General features: G+C 65.3%; 17 protein-coding genes. 12 read left to right on the top strand and 5 right to left on the bottom strand.

What is annotated here, in order from left to right; genetic code table 11:
- Nucleotides 1–14 precede the first annotated feature (14 nt).
- The 7 genes from dxs to WBG56_RS03945 all read left to right on the top strand — a co-directional run bounded on the left by dxs (nt 15) and on the right by WBG56_RS03945 (nt 5,849).
- The gene (gene dxs / locus WBG56_RS03975; RefSeq protein ID WP_424265461.1) at nt 15–1,874 is read left to right on the top strand and encodes a 1-deoxy-D-xylulose-5-phosphate synthase; all 1,860 of its coding nucleotides are present in this window, start codon (nt 15–17) and stop codon (nt 1,872–1,874) included.
- Complete coding sequence (gene folE2 / locus WBG56_RS03970) at nt 1,871–2,680, top strand: GTP cyclohydrolase FolE2 (RefSeq protein WP_424265459.1); 810 nt, start codon at nt 1,871–1,873, stop codon at nt 2,678–2,680. Before dxs ends, folE2 begins: the two co-directional genes overlap by 4 nt.
- A 135-nt stretch (nt 2,681–2,815) precedes the next feature.
- Entirely contained in the window at nt 2,816–3,184 is a 369-nt protein-coding gene (gene rpsF / locus WBG56_RS03965; protein WP_323017158.1) for a 30S ribosomal protein S6, read from the top strand.
- A gap of 19 nt (nt 3,185–3,203) precedes the next feature.
- Nucleotides 3,204–3,497 (top strand): primosomal replication protein N, encoded by a 294-nt coding sequence (gene priB / locus WBG56_RS03960; protein WP_424265457.1) that lies wholly within the window; start codon nt 3,204–3,206, stop codon nt 3,495–3,497.
- 46 nt (nt 3,498–3,543) lie between these two features.
- On the top strand, nt 3,544–3,816 hold the full coding sequence (gene rpsR, locus WBG56_RS03955) for a 30S ribosomal protein S18 (protein WP_066456389.1): 273 nt from the start codon (nt 3,544–3,546) through the stop codon (nt 3,814–3,816).
- A gap of 15 nt (nt 3,817–3,831) precedes the next feature.
- Nucleotides 3,832–4,287 (top strand): 50S ribosomal protein L9, encoded by a 456-nt coding sequence (gene rplI, locus WBG56_RS03950; RefSeq protein ID WP_424265454.1) that lies wholly within the window; start codon nt 3,832–3,834, stop codon nt 4,285–4,287.
- Nucleotides 4,288–4,478: 191 nt separating this feature from the next.
- A complete protein-coding gene (locus tag WBG56_RS03945) occupies nt 4,479–5,849 on the top strand; it encodes a replicative DNA helicase (RefSeq protein ID WP_424265452.1) in 1,371 nt (456 codons plus the stop codon).
- A gap of 71 nt (nt 5,850–5,920) precedes the next feature.
- Here WBG56_RS03945 and pdxA read toward each other — a convergent pair whose 3' ends face one another.
- The 4 genes from pdxA to WBG56_RS03925 are packed head-to-tail and all read right to left on the bottom strand — an operon-like array spanning nt 5,921 to nt 9,650.
- The gene (gene pdxA / locus WBG56_RS03940) at nt 5,921–6,919 is read right to left on the bottom strand and encodes a 4-hydroxythreonine-4-phosphate dehydrogenase PdxA (protein WP_424265450.1); all 999 of its coding nucleotides are present in this window, start codon (nt 6,917–6,919) and stop codon (nt 5,921–5,923) included.
- 1 nt (nt 6,920) lies between these two features.
- Nucleotides 6,921–8,717 (bottom strand): PhoH family protein, encoded by a 1,797-nt coding sequence (locus tag WBG56_RS03935; protein WP_424265448.1) that lies wholly within the window; start codon nt 8,715–8,717, stop codon nt 6,921–6,923.
- 19 nt (nt 8,718–8,736) lie between these two features.
- Complete coding sequence (locus WBG56_RS03930; RefSeq protein WP_424265446.1) at nt 8,737–9,207, bottom strand: peroxiredoxin; 471 nt, start codon at nt 9,205–9,207, stop codon at nt 8,737–8,739.
- Nucleotides 9,204–9,650 (bottom strand): Mth938-like domain-containing protein, encoded by a 447-nt coding sequence (locus WBG56_RS03925; protein ID WP_424265444.1) that lies wholly within the window; start codon nt 9,648–9,650, stop codon nt 9,204–9,206. Before WBG56_RS03925 ends, WBG56_RS03930 begins: the two co-directional genes overlap by 4 nt.
- 172 nt (nt 9,651–9,822) lie before the next feature.
- On the opposite strand from WBG56_RS03925, the gene alaC reads away from it, so the two are divergent.
- Genes alaC through thrC form a run of 3 tightly spaced genes read left to right on the top strand, consistent with a single transcriptional unit; the run spans nt 9,823 to nt 13,708 of the window.
- Entirely contained in the window at nt 9,823–11,010 is a 1,188-nt protein-coding gene (alaC, locus tag WBG56_RS03920) for an alanine transaminase (protein ID WP_424265442.1), read from the top strand.
- Complete coding sequence (locus WBG56_RS03915; RefSeq protein WP_424265440.1) at nt 11,007–12,311, top strand: homoserine dehydrogenase; 1,305 nt, start codon at nt 11,007–11,009, stop codon at nt 12,309–12,311. Before alaC ends, WBG56_RS03915 begins: the two co-directional genes overlap by 4 nt.
- Nucleotides 12,308–13,708, top strand: a complete 1,401-nt coding sequence (gene thrC, locus WBG56_RS03910) for a threonine synthase (protein WP_424265438.1) — start codon at nt 12,308–12,310, stop codon at nt 13,706–13,708. The genes WBG56_RS03915 and thrC overlap by 4 nt, the downstream gene beginning before the upstream one ends.
- A 68-nt stretch (nt 13,709–13,776) precedes the next feature.
- Here the strand turns inward: thrC and WBG56_RS03905 are convergent, their stop codons facing one another.
- Nucleotides 13,777–14,202, bottom strand: coding sequence for an Lrp/AsnC family transcriptional regulator (locus WBG56_RS03905; RefSeq protein WP_424265704.1), 426 nt, complete (start codon nt 14,200–14,202; stop codon nt 13,777–13,779).
- 140 nt (nt 14,203–14,342) lie between these two features.
- On the opposite strand from WBG56_RS03905, the gene WBG56_RS03900 reads away from it, so the two are divergent.
- A complete protein-coding gene (locus WBG56_RS03900) occupies nt 14,343–15,419 on the top strand; it encodes an ornithine cyclodeaminase (protein WP_424265436.1) in 1,077 nt (358 codons plus the stop codon).
- Nucleotides 15,420–15,509: 90 nt separating this feature from the next.
- Nucleotides 15,510–16,448: an arginase gene (gene rocF, locus WBG56_RS03895; RefSeq protein WP_424265434.1), complete on the top strand. Its 939-nt coding sequence runs from the start codon at nt 15,510–15,512 to the stop codon at nt 16,446–16,448.

The raw sequence follows: 16,448 nt of genomic DNA, 5'->3' as shown, positions 1-16,448 counted from the left end.
ATGAAGAAGACAAGATGACAACTCTATTGGAAGGGATCGCCTCGCCGGCCGATCTGCGCCGCCTGGAGCGGCGGGAACTGAAGGATCTGGCCGTCGAGTTACGGGCTTTCGTGCTGGATTCCGTCGCCCGCACCGGGGGTCACCTGTCCTCGAACCTGGGCACGGTCGAATTGACGCTGGCCCTGCATTACGTATTCAACACCCCCGACGATCGGGTGGTCTGGGATGTGGGCCATCAGTCCTATCCCCACAAGATCCTGACCGGCCGGCGCGAAGCCATGGCCGGCCTCAGGCAGATGGGCGGCATTTCCGGCTTTCCCAAGCGCAGCGAATCTCCCTACGACGCCTTCGGCACGGCGCATTCCTCGACCTCGATCTCGGCGGCGCTGGGCATGGCCGTGGCTGCCCGCAATGCGGGCATCGACCGCCAGCACATTGCCGTGATCGGCGATGGCGCCATGACGGCGGGGATGGCCTTCGAGGCCCTGAACAATGCCGGCGTCACGCCCGACGTCAATCTGCTGGTGGTGCTGAACGACAACGACATGTCGATTTCGCCGCCGGTGGGCGCCCTGAATTATTATTTCGCCCGACTGCTGTCCGGGCAGTTCTACGCCCGTGCCAAGATGATGGGGCGGGCCGTGCTGCAGCATGTGCCGCCGGCGCTGGCGCTGGCGCGCAAACTCGAAGGCCATGCCAAGGGCATGCTCTCGCCGGCGACGCTGTTCGAGGAATTGGGCTTCAACTACATGGGGCCCATCGACGGCCACGACCTGGAAGCCCTGATCCCGACGCTGGAAAATATCCGGGCGCTCAAGGGCTTGCAGTTCCTGCACGTCGTCACCCGCAAGGGGCAGGGCTACAAGCTGGCCGAGGCCGATCCCGTGCTGTATCACGGGCCAGGGAAATTCGATCCCTCGGTGGGCATCCAGAAGCCCGCCCAACCCGCCCGTCGGACCTTTACCCAGGTTTTCGGCCGCTGGCTGTGCGACATGGCGGCCAGCGACACCCGGCTGGTCGGCATCACGCCGGCCATGCGCGAGGGCAGCGGGCTGGTCGAATTCGAGCGCCAGTTTCCGCAGCGCTATTTCGATGTCGGCATCGCGGAACAGCATGCCGTCACCTTCGCCGCCGGCCTGGCCTGCGAGGGCTGCAAGCCGGTCGTGGCCATCTATTCCACCTTCCTGCAGCGCGGCTACGATCAGTTGATCCACGACGTGGCCCTGCAGAACCTGGACGTGACCTTCGCCCTGGATCGCGCCGGCATCGTGGGCGCCGACGGGGCCACCCATGCGGGGAATTACGACATCGCCTTTCTGCGCTGCGTGCCCAACATGGTGGTGGCCACGCCCTCGGACGAGCGTGAGGCCCGGTTGCTGCTCAACACCTGCTATCGTCATCCCGGCCCGGCGTCGGTGCGCTATCCGCGCGGGGCGGGGGGCGGCGCCGATCCCGGCGACAGCCTGGAGCCCGTGGAGATCGGCCGCGGCGTCGTGCGCCGCCAGGGCAAGGACGTCGCCATCCTGGTGTTCGGCACCCTGCTGCCGCAGGCGGCCCAGGCTGCCGAGGCCCTGGACGCCACCCTGGTGGACATGCGCTTCGTCAAACCGCTGGACGAAGCGCTGCTCACGCAGCTGGCGGATGCGCACACGCTGTTCGTCACGGTCGAAGAGGCCGCGATCATGGGCGGCGCGGGCAGCGCGGTGACGGAATACTTGCATCGGGAGGCGATCGTGCGCCCGGTCCTGCAGCTGGGGCTGCCGGATGAATTCATCGATCATGGGGACCAGAAGGCCATCCTCGCCGGGCTCGGCCTGGATGCCCAAGGGATCGAGGCGTCGATACGCCAGCGTTTGGAAAGGACACATTCATGAACACCTTGCTGGATCCGGCGGCCATCGTCATGCCGGACGTGCAAAGCAGCGCCGATACCCGGCACATCGCCATTCAACGGGTCGGTGTGCGGGGAGTGCGCCACCCGCTGCTGGTGGCGACCGCCGCCCAGCCGCAGGCCACCATCGCCGACTGGGAAATGACCGTGGCGCTGTCGCCGGAAGAAAAAGGCACCCACATGTCGCGGTTCATCGCATTGCTGGAAGCGCATCGCAGCCAGCCGATGACGCCCGCAGCCTTGTGCGCCATGACCCAGTCCATGCTGGACCTGCTGCAGGCGGATGCGGGCGATGTCACCGCCCGCTTTCCCTATTTCGTCGAAAAGACCGCGCCCGTGTCCGCAGTGCGCAGCCTGATGGACTATCAGGTCGGCTGGACGGTGCGGGCCCGCCGGGGCCAGGCCCCCGCCTTCGCCCTGCGGGTGCAGGTGCCGGTGACCAGCCTGTGCCCATGCTCGAAGGCCATTTCCGAATACGGCGCGCATAACCAGCGTTCGCACGTCACCGTGCACCTGGAATGCGCGGCGGATCAGGCCCCGGCCCTGGACGATCTGATCGCGCGCATCGAGGCCCAGGCCTCGTCCGAACTGTGGGGGCTGCTGAAACGCGCCGACGAGAAATTCGTCACCGAGCGCGCCTATGAAAACCCGAAATTCGTGGAAGACCTGGTGCGCGACGTGGCGGTCATGCTGCAGCGCCTGCCCGGCGTGAACGCCTACGAGGTCGAGGCCGAAAATTTCGAGTCCATCCACAACCACTCCGCGTATGCGGTGGTGCGCAGTCGTTAGCGACGGCTGCGCGGGTGTGTTAGAATGCCGGGTTACTTGCTCGACCGTTCCTGCTTGTTTGCCCATTAAAACGGGCCAGCCATCAGTGCCGGCGGGCTGTCTGTCAACATCGCAGATATCCACAAGGAGTCATTCATGCGTCACTACGAAGTAGTGTTTATTGTGCACCCCGATCAAAGCGAGCAAGTGCCCGCCATGATCGAGCGTTACCAGACCATGGTCACGACCAACGGCGGCCAGATCCACCGTGTCGAAGACTGGGGCCGCCGCCAGCTGGCCTACCCGATCCAGAAGCTCGTCAAGGCTCACTACGTGTGCTTCAACATCGAGTGCGGCCAGACCGCCCTGGACGAACTGGAACACTCGTTCCGCTACAACGACGCCATCCTGCGTCACCTGTTCATCAAGACCAAGCATGCTCACACCGAGCCGTCGATCATGATGAAATCGGTCGAACGCGAAGAAGCCCGCAAGGCTTCCAGCGCCGAGACGTCGAACTCCTGATCCGGCACTCGCGAGATCCGTGAACCGAGTCGAGCTGGCTGCGACATTGATCGAGATTCCGCCTTTGCGCCACACACCGGCAGGTCTGCCCGTGTTGCAGTTGCAGATGGCTCATGAATCCCAGGTCCTCGAAGCCGGCCTTCCCCGCCAGATTTCCATGGAATTCAAGGCGGTGGCTCTGGGAGACGTTGCTCTGACCTTGGCCAAGGCCCCCGCGGGCAGCCAGGTGCGGATCATCGGATTCCTGGCGCCGCAGCGACAAGGATCGGATCGGCTGGTATTGCATATCCAGCAGCTTGTGCAGGCACATTGAATGAACCCTCCGGGGCGAGCCCCGGAACCAGACAAAGGCAAACATCATGGCTTATTTCAAAAAGTCGAAAGAAAAACGCAAATTCGGGCAACAGAATCCGCTGTTCAAGCGCCGCAAGTTCTGCCGCTTCACGGTCGCCAAGGTCGAGGAAATCGACTACAAGGACCTGGACACCCTGCGCGATTTCATCCAGGAAAACGGCAAGATCATCCCGGCCCGCCTGACCGGCACCAAGGCGCATTATCAGCGCCAGCTGGACACCGCCATCAAGCGCGCCCGTTTCCTGGCCCTGTTGCCGTACACCGACAACCATAACTAAACCGAGGTCCCCGTCATGCAAGTCATTCTGCTTGAAAAAGTCGTCAATCTCGGGAACCTGGGTGATGTGGTGCGTGTGCGCGATGGCTACGCCCGCAACTTCCTGATTCCCCAGAAGATCGCCCGTCGCGCCACCGACGCCGCCCTGAAGGAATTCGAGGCCCGCCGCGCCGAACTGGAAAAGCACCAGGCTGAAAAGCTGGCTGCCGCCCAGGCCATGTCGGAAAAGCTGCACGGCTTCGCCTTCGTCATCAGCCAGAAGGCCGGTGTCGATGGCCGCCTGTTCGGTTCCGTCACCAACATGGACGTCGCCGCCGCCCTGCAAAAGGCCGGTTTCCCCGACGTGCACAAGGGCCAGGTCCGCATGCCGGACGGCGCCATCAAGGCTGTGGGTGAATTCCCGCTGCAGGTGGCCCTGCACGCCGACGTGGTGGCCGACATCACCCTGACTGTTCAGGGCGAGATGGCGTAATCACCGCGCGCAGTACCGTGCTACATTTCTCCCAGTAGGAATGGCAGGGTAGCTTCAAAAGGCCGGCTCCATGCCGGCCTTTTTTGTCGCCGGGCCGTCCCAAGACAAAAATGCCCCCCTGGGGGCAGCAAGCAGGCGTCAGCCTGTGCAGCGTGGGGGCCTTTTTCATTGGATAAGTTTAGGGACTGACGGTGGAAATCGAAAACGATACCCAACTGGACTATCTGCGAGTGCCGCCGCATTCCATCGAGGCCGAGCAATCGGTGCTGGGTGGGCTGCTGCTGGACAATGCCGCGTTTGATCGCGTGGCCGACGTCCTGACCGAAGACGACTTCTACCGTTTCGATCACCGCCTGATCTGGCAGCACATCACCCGCCTGGTGGGCCTGGCCCGCCCGGCCGACGTGATCACTGTGCACGAATCCCTGGCGACCGCGGGCAAGACCGATGACACCGGCGGGCTGCCGTACCTGAACGCCCTGGCGCACAACACGCCCTCGGCCGCCAATATCCGCCGCTATGCCGAGATCGTGCGCGAGCGCTCCATGCTGCGCAAGCTGGTATCGATCGCCGACGAGATTTCCGCCGCCGCCTTCAATCCGCAGGGCAAGGAAGCCCGCCAGATCCTCGACGAAGCCGAGTCCCGGGTGTTCCAGATCGCCCAGGAAGGCGCCCGGGGCATGGCGGGGTTCCAGGAAATCCGACCCCTGCTGGCCCAGGTGGTGGAACGTATCGATGAGCTCTATCACCGCGAGGGCGATTCCGACGTCACCGGGGTGCCCACGGGCTTCGAAGACCTGGACCGCATGACCTCGGGCCTGCAGCCGGGCGACCTGGTGATCGTGGCGGGGCGTCCGTCCATGGGGAAGACCTCGTTTTCCATGAACATCGGCGAGCACGTGGCGATCGAACAGGGCTTGCCGGTGGCGGTGTTTTCGATGGAAATGGGGGCCGTGCAGCTGGCCATGCGCATGATCGGTTCCGTGGGTATGCTGGATCAGCACCGCATGCGCACCGGCAAGCTGAACCAGGACGACTGGCCGCGCCTGACCCATGCGGTGCAGAAAGTCGAACAGGCGCAGATCTACATCGATGAAACCCCGGCGCTGACGTCCATGGAGGTCCGCGCGCGCGCCCGGCGCCTGTCGCGCCAGTGTGGCCAGCTGGGGATGATCATCATCGACTATATCCAGCTGATGTCGGGCAGCGGCGGGGAAAACCGGGCAACGGAAATTTCCGAGATCAGCCGTTCGCTGAAAAGCCTGGCCAAGGAACTGAATTGCCCGCTGGTCGCCTTGTCGCAGTTGAACCGCAGCCTGGAACAGCGCCCCAACAAGCGCCCGGTCATGAGCGATCTGCGCGAATCGGGCGCCATCGAGCAGGACGCCGACGTGATCATCTTCATCTATCGCGACGAGGTCTACAACCCCGACTCGCCCGATAAAGGCACGGCGGAAATCATCATCGGCAAGCAGCGTAACGGCCCCATCGGCACCGTGCGCCTGACCTTCCAGGGCGCCAGCACGCGATTCCTGAATTTCTCGGCAGCGCCGGGTTTCTGATCGCCACGACGGCCTGCCGCTCATGCGGGCCGCGTTTCCAGGTCCGGCGTCTGTCGGGCTGTGTGCTTACATTACAGGTCGTGGGCGCTCATGCGCAGCGCCATGCGCAGGGCGGCCCGCAGCGATGCCGGGTCGGCCAGCCCCTTGCCGGCGATGTCGAAGGCCGTGCCGTGGTCCACGCTGGTGCGCACGAAGGGCAAGCCGACGGTGATGTTGACGCCCTCGTCCAGACCCAGGTATTTCACGGGAATCAGCCCCTGGTCGTGATACTGGGCCACGACGACATCGAATTCGCCCTGACGGGCGCGCATGAAGATGGTATCCCCCGGCCAGGGGCCGGAGACGTCCAGGCCTTCGGCCCGGGCCTGGGCAATGGCGGGCGCGATGTGCAGTGCTTCCTCGTTACCGAAGACGCCGCCTTCGCCGGCGTGCGGATTGAGCCCCGCCACTGCGATCCGGGGACGGGCGATGCCGGCTTGCAGGCAGGCGCGCTGCGCCAGGCGGATGGCGCGGATCTCGGCGGCCTGGCTGAGCGCGGCGGGTACATCGGCCAGGGCGATGTGGATCGTCACCAGCAGCACCCGCAGTTCCTCGTTGGCCAGCATCATGGCGTAATCCGCCGTGCCGGTGCGGACCGCCAGGATCTCGGTGTGGCCGGGAAAATCGATGCCGCCGGCGTGCATGGCGCCTTTGTGCAGCGGGGCCGTCACCAGCGCCCGCAGAAGCCCCGCCTGCGCGTCGTCGATGGCGTGGCACAGGTATTCGTAGGCCCCGCGCCCCGCGCGGGCATCCAGGCGCCCGACGGGCAGGTCGACCGGCAGGGCCTGCCAGCGGTTCAATACGCCGATGACGCCGCCCGTCGTCCCCGCGCCGGGGCGATCCAGCGATTGGACCTGCAGGTCCAGCCCCAGGGCCTGGCAGGTGCGGGCCAGCACGCCGGCGTCGCCGTAGACTACCGCCGGGTGGGGCAGGCCTTCGGCAAACAGGCGCGCGATCAGTTCCGGGCCGATGCCTGCCGCATCCCCCAGCGTGAAGGCCAGGGGCAGCGGCGCGCGCGCGGGACCGTTCACGTCAGAGGGCGTCGCTGGCATAGTCGGCCAGACGCGAGCGTTCACCGCGTTGCAAGGTGATGTGCCCGGCGTGCAGCCAGCCCTTGAAACGATCCACCACGTAGGTCAGACCGGAGCTGCCTTCGGTCAGGTAGGGCGTGTCGATCTGCGCGATATTGCCCAGGCAGACGATCTTGGTGCCCGGGCCTGCCCGCGTGATCAGCGTCTTCATCTGCTTGGGCGTCAGGTTCTGGGCTTCGTCGATGATCAGGAACTTGTTCAGGAAGGTGCGACCGCGCATGAAGTTCATGGATTTGACCTTGATGCGCGAGCGGATCAGGTCCATGGCCGGGGTCTTGTTCCAGTCCTGGCCGTTGCCATTGCCGCTGGTGCTGATCGCGCCGCCCGACCCCTGGTGCAGGACTTCCAGATTGTCTTCCAGCGCGCCCATCCAGGGCAGCATTTTTTCTTCCTCGGTGCCGGGCAGGAAACCGATGTCGTCGCCCACAGGCACCGTGGCGCGGGTGATGATGATTTCCGTGTAGCGCTTGGTTTCGAAGGTCTGCGCCAGGGCGCTGGCCAGCGTCAGCAGCGTCTTGCCCGTGCCTGCCTGGCCCAGCAGCGAGACGAAATCGATGTCCGGGTTCATCAGCAGGTTCAGGGCGAAATTCTGTTCACGGTTGCGCGCCGTGATGCCCCAGACGCTGTTCTTGGCGTGGCTGAAGTCGCGCAGGGTGGCCAGCACGGCGCTTTTGCCGGTGACTTCGCGCACCTGGGCGGACAGCGGCATGTCGCCATCGTAGTAGACGAATTCGTTGACGCTGAACTGGCTGCACAGGGGGCCGCGCACGCGATACCAGGTCAGGCCGTTCTGTTGCCAGGATTCGATGTCCTTGCCATGCTTGATCCAGAAATTTTCCGGCAAGGGCATGATGCCATCGTACAGCAGGTCCGAATCGTCCAGCACATGGTCGTTCAGGTAGTCTTCGGCCGGCAGGTTCAGGGCGCGCGCCTTCAGGCGCATGTTGATGTCCTTGGACACCAGCACGATTTCGCGCTTGGGCGATTCCTGGCGCAGGCCGTGGACGATGCTGAGGATGACGTTGTCCGCCTTGCCCATGGGCAGTTCGATTGGCAGGCGGGTTTCCGTGGGACGGGTCTGGAAGTACAGCGAGCCCAGGGCGTCCTTGTTGCCGGACGCATCCAGCGGGATGCCCTTGTTGAGATCGCCCGTGGTGATGAGCTCGTCCAGCGCTCGGCTGACCTGGCGGGCATTGCGCGCGACCTCGGACATGCCTTTTTTCTGGTGATCGAGCTCTTCGAGCACGATCATGGGCAGGAACACGTCGTGTTCGGCGAAGCGGAACAGCGAGGAGGGGTCGTGCAGCAATACGTTGGTATCCAGCACGAACAGCTTGCGCTGGGCGGTGGGCAGGCGTTTGGATCGGGTCTTGGCGGGAGTCGCGGGCTTGGGCGCCTTGGCCGTTTCGGGCTGTGTGGACGCGCGGGCCTTGTTCTCCGGGGCGGCGTCGCGCTGGCGGGAGGCTGGCGCGGCCTTGGCGGCAGGAACCGTCCTGGCGGCTGGAGCGGGGACGGTGGCTGGGGCAGGGACGGCGGCTGGCGCGTGCGCAGCGGATTTTGTCAGGATGGCCGCCAGCGGGCGTTTGGAACGGGATGCCGCAGGGGCGGCAGGCGCTGGAACACCAGGCCCCGCAATGGCGGACGCCGCGGCGGATTCGCTGGAGATGGCCCGCTGGCTGACGGCGGGACTGGATTCCACAGTGTCGCCGAGTCGGGCCGGCGGTTTGGGAAGGGGCATGAAGGCTCCTGGGGTGGGCTTAGGCAAGCAGATTCCGGGCGGCCTGAAGAACTTCTTCAGCGTGGCCGGGGACGCGGACGCCGCGCCATTCCTGGATCAGGACGCCGCGCCGGTCGATCAGAAAGGTGCTGCGGTCGATGCCTCGCACCTGTTTGCCGTACATGTTCTTCTGCTTCATGACGGCGAACAGGCCGCACAGGGCCTCGTCCGGATCGGAGATGAGCGGAAAGGGCAGGCTTTGCTTGTCCGTGAAATTCTCGTGGGATTTCAGCGAGTCGCGGGAAATGCCGTAGATCTGGCAGCCGATGGCCTGGAACTGCCCGTGCAGGTCGCGGAAATCCTGGGATTCGGTGGTGCATCCCGGGGTGTTGTCCTTGGGGTAGAAGTAGAGGACGAACGGCGTGCCTTGCAAGGCGCTGGAATCGACGGGGCCGTGGGTGGAACTGGCCTGGAAGGCGGGCAGGGCCTGGCCGGTGGCAACGGATGTCATTCTTGGGGATCTCCAGGTAGTAGCAGGGCCAGGACGCGCCGTTCCTCGGACATGAGGATGTTGTAGGTGCGGGCGGCGGCCTGGGTGGTCATGGTTTCGACGCCGATGCCCAGCTGCAGCAAGGGGCGTGTGGTTTCGGGGGCGAGAAACGTCTGTCGCGTCCCGGTGCCGATCAGCAGCACCTCGGGGGCGCCTTCGGGCAGTGTGGATGGCGCATCGTCCAGGAAGTCCATTGGATTCCGGCGGGCGGGGTCCAGACCGATCAGGGCCTTCAGAAAGGCCGCGTCGATATCCGCCACGGTCCTCAGTTCGACGTGGCGCACGGGGCCTTCCGGCCCGAAGCAGACGGCGGTCTCGAATCGGACGCGATTGATCTCCAGGTGGTGTTCCCCGTAAGCCGTGACGGTATTGAGGGCGGGATTGAAGTCTTTTTGCAGTAACACGGAACGCTCCAGAGTTCCTGTGATGATAGCGCAGTGCCGACGGCGACGGGATCGGCGGCCGGATGAACGTCGACCGGATTTGCGAGTCGCAGACGCATGCGCTAGATTATCGGATTTGCTGCACTGCAATCACCCGCTGCCGATTTCTTCCCTGCCCAGTCCGAGGACCATCATGACGACCTTCCCGCGCATCGAGCGCCTGCCCCCCTATGTGTTCAACATCACCGGGGAATTGAAGATGGCTGCCCGGCGGCGCGGCGAGGACATCATCGACATGTCCATGGGCAATCCGGACGGCCCGACCCCGAAGCATATCGTCGACAAGCTGGTTGAAGTGGCCGAGCGTGAAGACACCCATGGCTATTCGGTGTCCAAGGGCATTCCCCGCCTGCGCCGGGCGATCACCGCCTGGTATCAGCGCCGCTACGGGGTGGAATTCGATCCGGATAGCGAAGCCATCGTCACCATCGGCTCGAAAGAGGGCCTGGCGCACCTGATGCTGGCGACCCTGGACCGGGGCGACACCGTGCTGGTGCCCAATCCCAGCTATCCCATCCATATCTACGGGGCCGTGATCGCCGGCGCCAACATCCGCTCGGTGCCGATGACGCCCGGCCTGGATTTCTTCGAGGAAATCGAACGCGCCGTGCGCGAGGCCATTCCCAAGCCCAAGATGATGATCCTGGGTTTCCCCAGCAACCCGACGGCGCAGTGCGTCGAACTGTCGTTCTTCGAGCGCATCGTCGCGCTGGCCAAGGAACACAACATTCTGGTCGTGCACGACCTGGCTTATGCCGACATCACCTTCGACGGCTACGTGGCGCCGTCCATCATGCAGGTGGAAGGCGCCCGGGACGTGGCGGTGGAATTTTTCACCATGAGCAAAAGCTACAACATGGCGGGATGGCGCATCGGCTTCATGGTGGGCAATCGCGAATTGGTCAATGCGCTGGCTCGCATCAAGAGCTACCACGACTACGGCACCTTCACGCCTCTCCAGGTGGCGGCCATCGCCGCCCTGGAGGGCCCGCAGGACTGCGTGGCCGAAGTCGTCGAACAATACCGCCGCCGCCGCGACGTGCTGGCCAAGGGTCTGCACGAGGCCGGCTGGCCGGTGGACGTGCCCAAGGCTTCCATGTACATCTGGGCGCATATCCCGGAACCCTATCGGGCGCAGGGCTCGCTGGAATTTTCCAAGCGCCTGCTGGCCGATGCGAAGGTCGCGGTGTCGCCCGGCATCGGCTTTGGCGATTACGGGGATGAATACGTGCGCTTCGCGCTGATTGAAAACGAGCAGCGCACCCGACAGGCCGTGCGCGGCATCAAGGACATGTTTCGCAAGGACGGGCTGTTGAAATGAAACCCATCCGGATCGGTTTGCTGGGTCTGGGCGTCGTCGGCGGCGGCGTCTGGACGGTGTTGGCCCAGAATGGCAGTGAAATCGCACGCCGGGCAGGGCGGCGCATCGAAGTCGCGGCGGTGGCCGTGCGCGACGTCGCCAAGGCCCGCGCCCTGGTGGGGCCGGACGTGCGCGTCATCAATGACGGAATGGCCCTGGCGCAGGACCCCGACATCGACATCATCGTCGAACTGATGGGCGGCGACACCGTTGCCCGGGACTGCATGCTGGAGGCCATTCGTCACGGCAAGCATGTCGTCACGGCCAACAAGGCGCTGCTGGCGATGCATGGCAACGAGATTTTCGCCGCAGCGCAGGAGCGAGGCGTGATGGTGGCTTTCGAGGCCGCCGTCGCCGGAGGCATTCCCATCATCAAGGCCATTCGCGAAGGCCTTACCGCCAACCGCATCCAGTGGGTGGCGGGCATCATCAACGGCACGACCAATTTCATCCTCTCGGAAATGCGCCAGCGCGGCCTGCCGTTCGACGCCGTCCTGGCCGAAGCCCAGCGCCTGGGCTACGCCGAAGCCGATCCGACCTTCGATATCGAAGGCGTGGACGCCGCGCACAAGCTGACCCTGCTGGCCTCGCTGGCCTTCGGGATCCCGGTGCAGTTCGACAAAGCCACCACGGAAGGCATCTCGGGCCTGGCGTCCGAGGACATCGTGCATGCCGACCGCCTGGGCTACCGCATCAAGCTGCTGGGCATCACCCGGCGCCGTCCCGACGGCATCGAATTGCGCGTGCATCCCACGCTGGTGCCGGCCGACTGCCTGCTGGCCAACGTCGAGGGCGCCATGAACGCCGTGCTGGTGCGCGGCGACGCCGTGGGCCTGTCGATGTACTACGGCCAGGGCGCCGGGTCCCTGCCCACGGCCTCGGCCGTCGTGGCCGACCTGGTGGACGTGGCCCGTCTGCAGATGGCCGATCCGGAACACCGCGTGCCGCATCTGGCTTTCCAGCCCGAATCCGTCGTCGACATTCCTGTCCTGCCGATGGCCGAGGTCCGTTCCAGCTTCTATCTGCGCTTGCGGGTCGACGACCGTCCCGGCGTGCTGGCCGATCTGGCCCGCATCTTGTCGGGCGCCGGCATTTCAGTGGGGTCCATGTTCCAGCAGCCGCATGGCGAACATCAGGCCGATATCATCTTCCTGACCCACGAGGCTCGCGAAGGCGACGTGGACGATGCCCTGCGCGCCATGCAGGCTCAGCCCTTTGTCCGTTCAGACGTCACGCGTCTGCGCGTGGAGAATCTGACGTGAAATACCGGTCCACCCGGGGCGGCATGGCCCCCTTGCCCTTTTGCGACATCCTGCTCGAAGGCCTGGCCCCGGACGGCGGCCTGACGCTGCCCGAGACTTTGCCGCAGCTGGATGCCGGCACGCTGGAATCCTGGCGCGGCCTGTCCTATGCCGAATTGGCGGCCCGGGTGCTGGGCCTGTTCATCGGCGACGTGCCGGCGCCCGATCTGCTGCGCATGACGCAGGCGGCCTATGCGCCGGACGTCTTCCCGCGGATCGCGCCGGTGAAGCCCCTGCGTCCCGGCTTGTCCCTGCTGGGCCTGTCCGAAGGCCCGACCCTGGCGTTCAAGGACATGGCCATGCAGTTTCTGGGCCAGATCTTCGAATATGTGCTGGCGCAGCGCGGCCAGACCCTGAACATCCTGGGGGCGACTTCGGGCGATACGGGGTCGGCGGCTGAATACGCTTTGCGCGGCAAGCGCGGCGTGGCCGTGTTCATGCTGTCGCCGCACGGGCGCATGAGCGCCTTCCAGCGGGCGCAGATGTATTCCCTGCAGGATGCCAACATCCACAATATCGCCGTGCATGGCGTCTTCGATGAATGCCAGGACATCGTCAAGGCCCTGGCGGGCGATCTGGATTTCAAGAGCGCCCATCGCCTGGGGGCGGTGAATTCCATCAACTGGGCGCGGATCGCCGCCCAGATCGTGTACTACGTCTGGGGCTGGCTGCGCGCCACATCGGGGCCGGGACAGTCAGTGTCCTTCGCCGTGCCTTCGGGCAACTTCGGCAATATCCTGGCCGGCCACCTGGCGCGCCGGATGGGGCTGCCGATCCGGCGGCTGGTGCTGGCCACCAACGAAAACAACGTGCTGGAGGAATTCTTCCGCACCGGCATCTACCGGCCTCGTCCGGCCAGCCAGACCTATGCCACGTCCAGCCCTTCGATGGATATTTCGCGGGCCTCCAATTTCGAGCGCTTCGTCTTCGATCTGGTGGGGCAGGATGCGGCGCGGGTGCGGGCGCTGATGGATGAATTGCGTCGAACCGGGGCGTTCGACCTGTCGGATCTGAAGCCGCAATTCACGCGGGACTACGGTTTCGTGGCGGGAGCCAGTTCGCATGCCGACCGGCTGGCGACGATCCGGGCCGTCCACGCGGAAACCGGCGTGCTGATCGACCCCCACACGGCCGATGGCGTACACGTCGCCCAGGCGCATCTGGAACCCGGCGTTCCCATGCTGGTGCTGGAAACCGCCTTGCCGGCCAAGTTCGCCGAGACCCTGATCGAGGCTACCGGCCAGGCGCCGGCCGTGCCGGCCGATCTGCAGGACCTGCAGCAGCGCCCCCAACGGGTCGAAATCATGGACTGCGATGCGCGTCTGGTAGCGGATTATCTGCGCCGGCATGCGTTGTAAGCCCCCACGCCGCGCAAGCTGACGCTTGCGTGCTGACTACACCGCGACCCGGCGGCAAAAATCGAGGCTCAGGCGGTCCGGTAGGTTTGCAGATGGATGCTGGTTTCCGACTGGCTGATCCCCCGGATCAGCCGGATGCGTTCCAGCACCTGGGATAGTTCCTGCAGATCGGCGGCGCGCAGCTCGGCCAGCAGGTCCCAGCGGCCGTTGGTGTCGTGCAGGGCGGCCACCCCAGGTTCCCCCAGCAGGCTGGCGATCACGGTCCGCGCTTCGTTGCCATCCACCGTGATGCTCATCCAGGCATGGATCGCCTGGGGCTGCACGTCCGGGCGCAGCCGCACCGTATAGCCCACGATCAGGCTCGCATCTTCCAATCGACGCATACGCTGCGTCACCGTGCCTCGCGCAACCCCCAGGCGTCGCGCCAGCGTGGCGACGCTGGCGCGAGCGTTGGCCCGCAGCAGGCGGATCAGGTGCTGATCGGTTGAATCGATAGCGATGTCTTTGGACACATTGCTCTCCTCATCCTGTCATTTTGATGATTTTATGTCGAAAGTGATGCATTTCTGACGATAGTCATTGACGATGACTTCAGACACACTGGAAGCAGATCCATACTTTCCAGGAGACGATCATGCGCACGACACGGAGCTCGCACGCCAGGACCTTGTTTCTGGATACCCCTGACGTCGCCCGCCTGATGGGGGTGCTGGGTGTCCCGGCTGCCTTGCGGATGCTGACGGAGCGCTTGCGGACGGACTATCTGCGCTGGCCGGAATTCGACAAGGCGGCCCGGATCGCCGCATATTCCCCGCAGGGCGTCATCGAACTGATGCCCATCACCGACGGCCGCGTCTACAGCTTCAAGTGCGTCAACGGCCATCCGGGCAATGGCGCGGCGGGTCTGCCCACCGTGATGGCCATGGGGGCTCTGCTGGATTGCGATACCGGCATGGTGCGCCTTCTCAGCGAACTGACGCTCACCACGGCGCTGCGTACGGCGGCGACGTCGGCGCTGGCCGCGCAGGCGCTGGCGCGACCAGACAGCCGGTCCATGGCCCTGATCGGCAATGGGGCGCAAAGCGACTTCCAGGCCATCGCGTTTCATGCCTTGCTGGGTATCCGCGACTTGCGCCTGTATGACGTGGACCCGGACGCGTCTCTGCGCCTGCAGCGCAATCTGGCGGCCAGCCGCCTGGACGGGCTGCAGGTGCGGGTCTGCGATTCGCTGGCCCAGGCCGTGCGGGGCGCCGATGTGGTCACGACGGTGACGGCCTGGCAGGGGGCTGCCCGGGTGCTCACGGCCGATCTGCTGGAGCCGGGCATGCACCTGAATGCCGTGGGCGGGGACTCGCCGGGCAAGACCGAACTGGATCCGGCCATCTTGCCGCGTGCGTCCGTCTTCGTGGAATTCCCGCCGCAGACGCGCAAGGAAGGCGAGATCCAGCAGATGGCGGCCGATTTTCCCGTGACGGAATTGTGGCGGGTGCTGGCGGGACAGGCTTCGGGGCGGGTGGACGAGCGGCAGGTGACGCTGTTCGATTCGGTCGGGTTTGCGCTGGAGGACTATTGCGCTCTATCGTTTCTGCAGGCCGCCGCGACGCAGCATGGCGTGGGGCGCTGGGTGGACATCACCCCCGGCCAGGAAGATCCGCGCGATCTGTATGGCTGGATGCTGGCTCACGAACAGATGTCCGTTGCGCCGGCCTGATGTCCGTCTCGGGCGTCGCGGCCGGCAGGGCATGAAAAGCGTATCGGGCGGCCCGACGGGCCGCCCGGATTCGGAGGGGAGGGGAATGTCTTGAATACGTCCATTGCCTTGATCGGCGCGCCGACCGACATCGGCGCGGGCGCCCTGGGCGCGTCCATGGGGCCGCAGGCGCTGCGTGTCGCCGGACTGGATCGCGCTTTGCGGCGTCAGGGGTGCGAGGTCATTGATACCGGCGACCTGAACGGCCCGCCCAACCCCTGGCAATCCGCAGTGCAGGGCTATCGGCATCTGCCGCAGGTCGTGCAGTGGAACACCCAGGTTTTCCAGGCGGTGACCGGGCAGTTGCAGGCGGGTCGCGTGCCCATGCTGCTGGGCGGCGATCATTGTCTGGGCATGGGTTCGGTGGGGGCGGTGGCGCGGCACTGCCGCCGGCAGGAACAGCCGCTGCGCGTGTTCTGGCTGGATGCGCACACCGATTTCAATACGGCGCAGCTGACCCCCAGCGGAAATGTCCACGGCATGCCGGTGGCCTGCCTGTGCGGCTTCGGGCCGCGTGAACTGACGGACCTGGGCGGGCCGTCCCCCGCGCTGCGAGCGGACGAATTGCGCATGATCGGCATCCGCAGCGTGGATGCCGGAGAGCGCCAGTTCGTCCATGAACAGGGCCTGGACGTCTATGACATGCGCACCATCGACGAGCGGGGCATGCGGGCGGTGATGGACGCCGCCCTGGACGGCCTGCCGCCGCAGGCCCACATCCACGTCAGTTTCGACGTGGATTTCCTGGACCCGGATTATGCGCCGGGGGTGGGGACCACGGTGCGCGGCGGACCGACCTGGCGCGAAGCCCAGCTGTGCATGGAAATGCTGGCCGACACAGGGCAAGTGGGGTCGGTGGACATCGTGGAACTGAACCCGGCGCTGGACGTGCGCAACGGCACGGCCAAGGTGGCGGTGGAGCTGATTGAAAGCCTGTTCGGCAAGTCGACCCTGATCCGCCGGGGCCGCGAAGAGCGGCCCGTGCGGTGA

The organism is Castellaniella sp. (assembly GCF_049671645.1).
Classification (GTDB): domain Bacteria; phylum Pseudomonadota; class Gammaproteobacteria; order Burkholderiales; family Burkholderiaceae_B; genus Castellaniella.
The sequence above is the reverse complement of the archived record's forward strand: the minus strand, read 5'-3'. Positions and strand labels throughout refer to the sequence as shown.

Coding starts and splice junctions, on each gene's coding strand:
- rpsR (WP_066456389.1), top strand. CDS start 3,544: ATGGCTTATTTCAAAAAGTCGAAAGAAAAACGCAAATTCGGGCAACAG.
- folE2 (WP_424265459.1), top strand. CDS start 1,871: ATGAACACCTTGCTGGATCCGGCGGCCATCGTCATGCCGGACGTGCAA.
- WBG56_RS03915 (WP_424265440.1), top strand. CDS start 11,007: ATGAAACCCATCCGGATCGGTTTGCTGGGTCTGGGCGTCGTCGGCGGC.
- rplI (WP_424265454.1), top strand. CDS start 3,832: ATGCAAGTCATTCTGCTTGAAAAAGTCGTCAATCTCGGGAACCTGGGT.
- alaC (WP_424265442.1), top strand. CDS start 9,823: ATGACGACCTTCCCGCGCATCGAGCGCCTGCCCCCCTATGTGTTCAAC.
- dxs (WP_424265461.1), top strand. CDS start 15: ATGACAACTCTATTGGAAGGGATCGCCTCGCCGGCCGATCTGCGCCGC.
- WBG56_RS03935 (WP_424265448.1), bottom strand. CDS start 8,717: ATGCCCCTTCCCAAACCGCCGGCCCGACTCGGCGACACTGTGGAATCC.
- WBG56_RS03900 (WP_424265436.1), top strand. CDS start 14,343: ATGCGCACGACACGGAGCTCGCACGCCAGGACCTTGTTTCTGGATACC.
- rpsF (WP_323017158.1), top strand. CDS start 2,816: ATGCGTCACTACGAAGTAGTGTTTATTGTGCACCCCGATCAAAGCGAG.
- WBG56_RS03930 (WP_424265446.1), bottom strand. CDS start 9,207: ATGACATCCGTTGCCACCGGCCAGGCCCTGCCCGCCTTCCAGGCCAGT.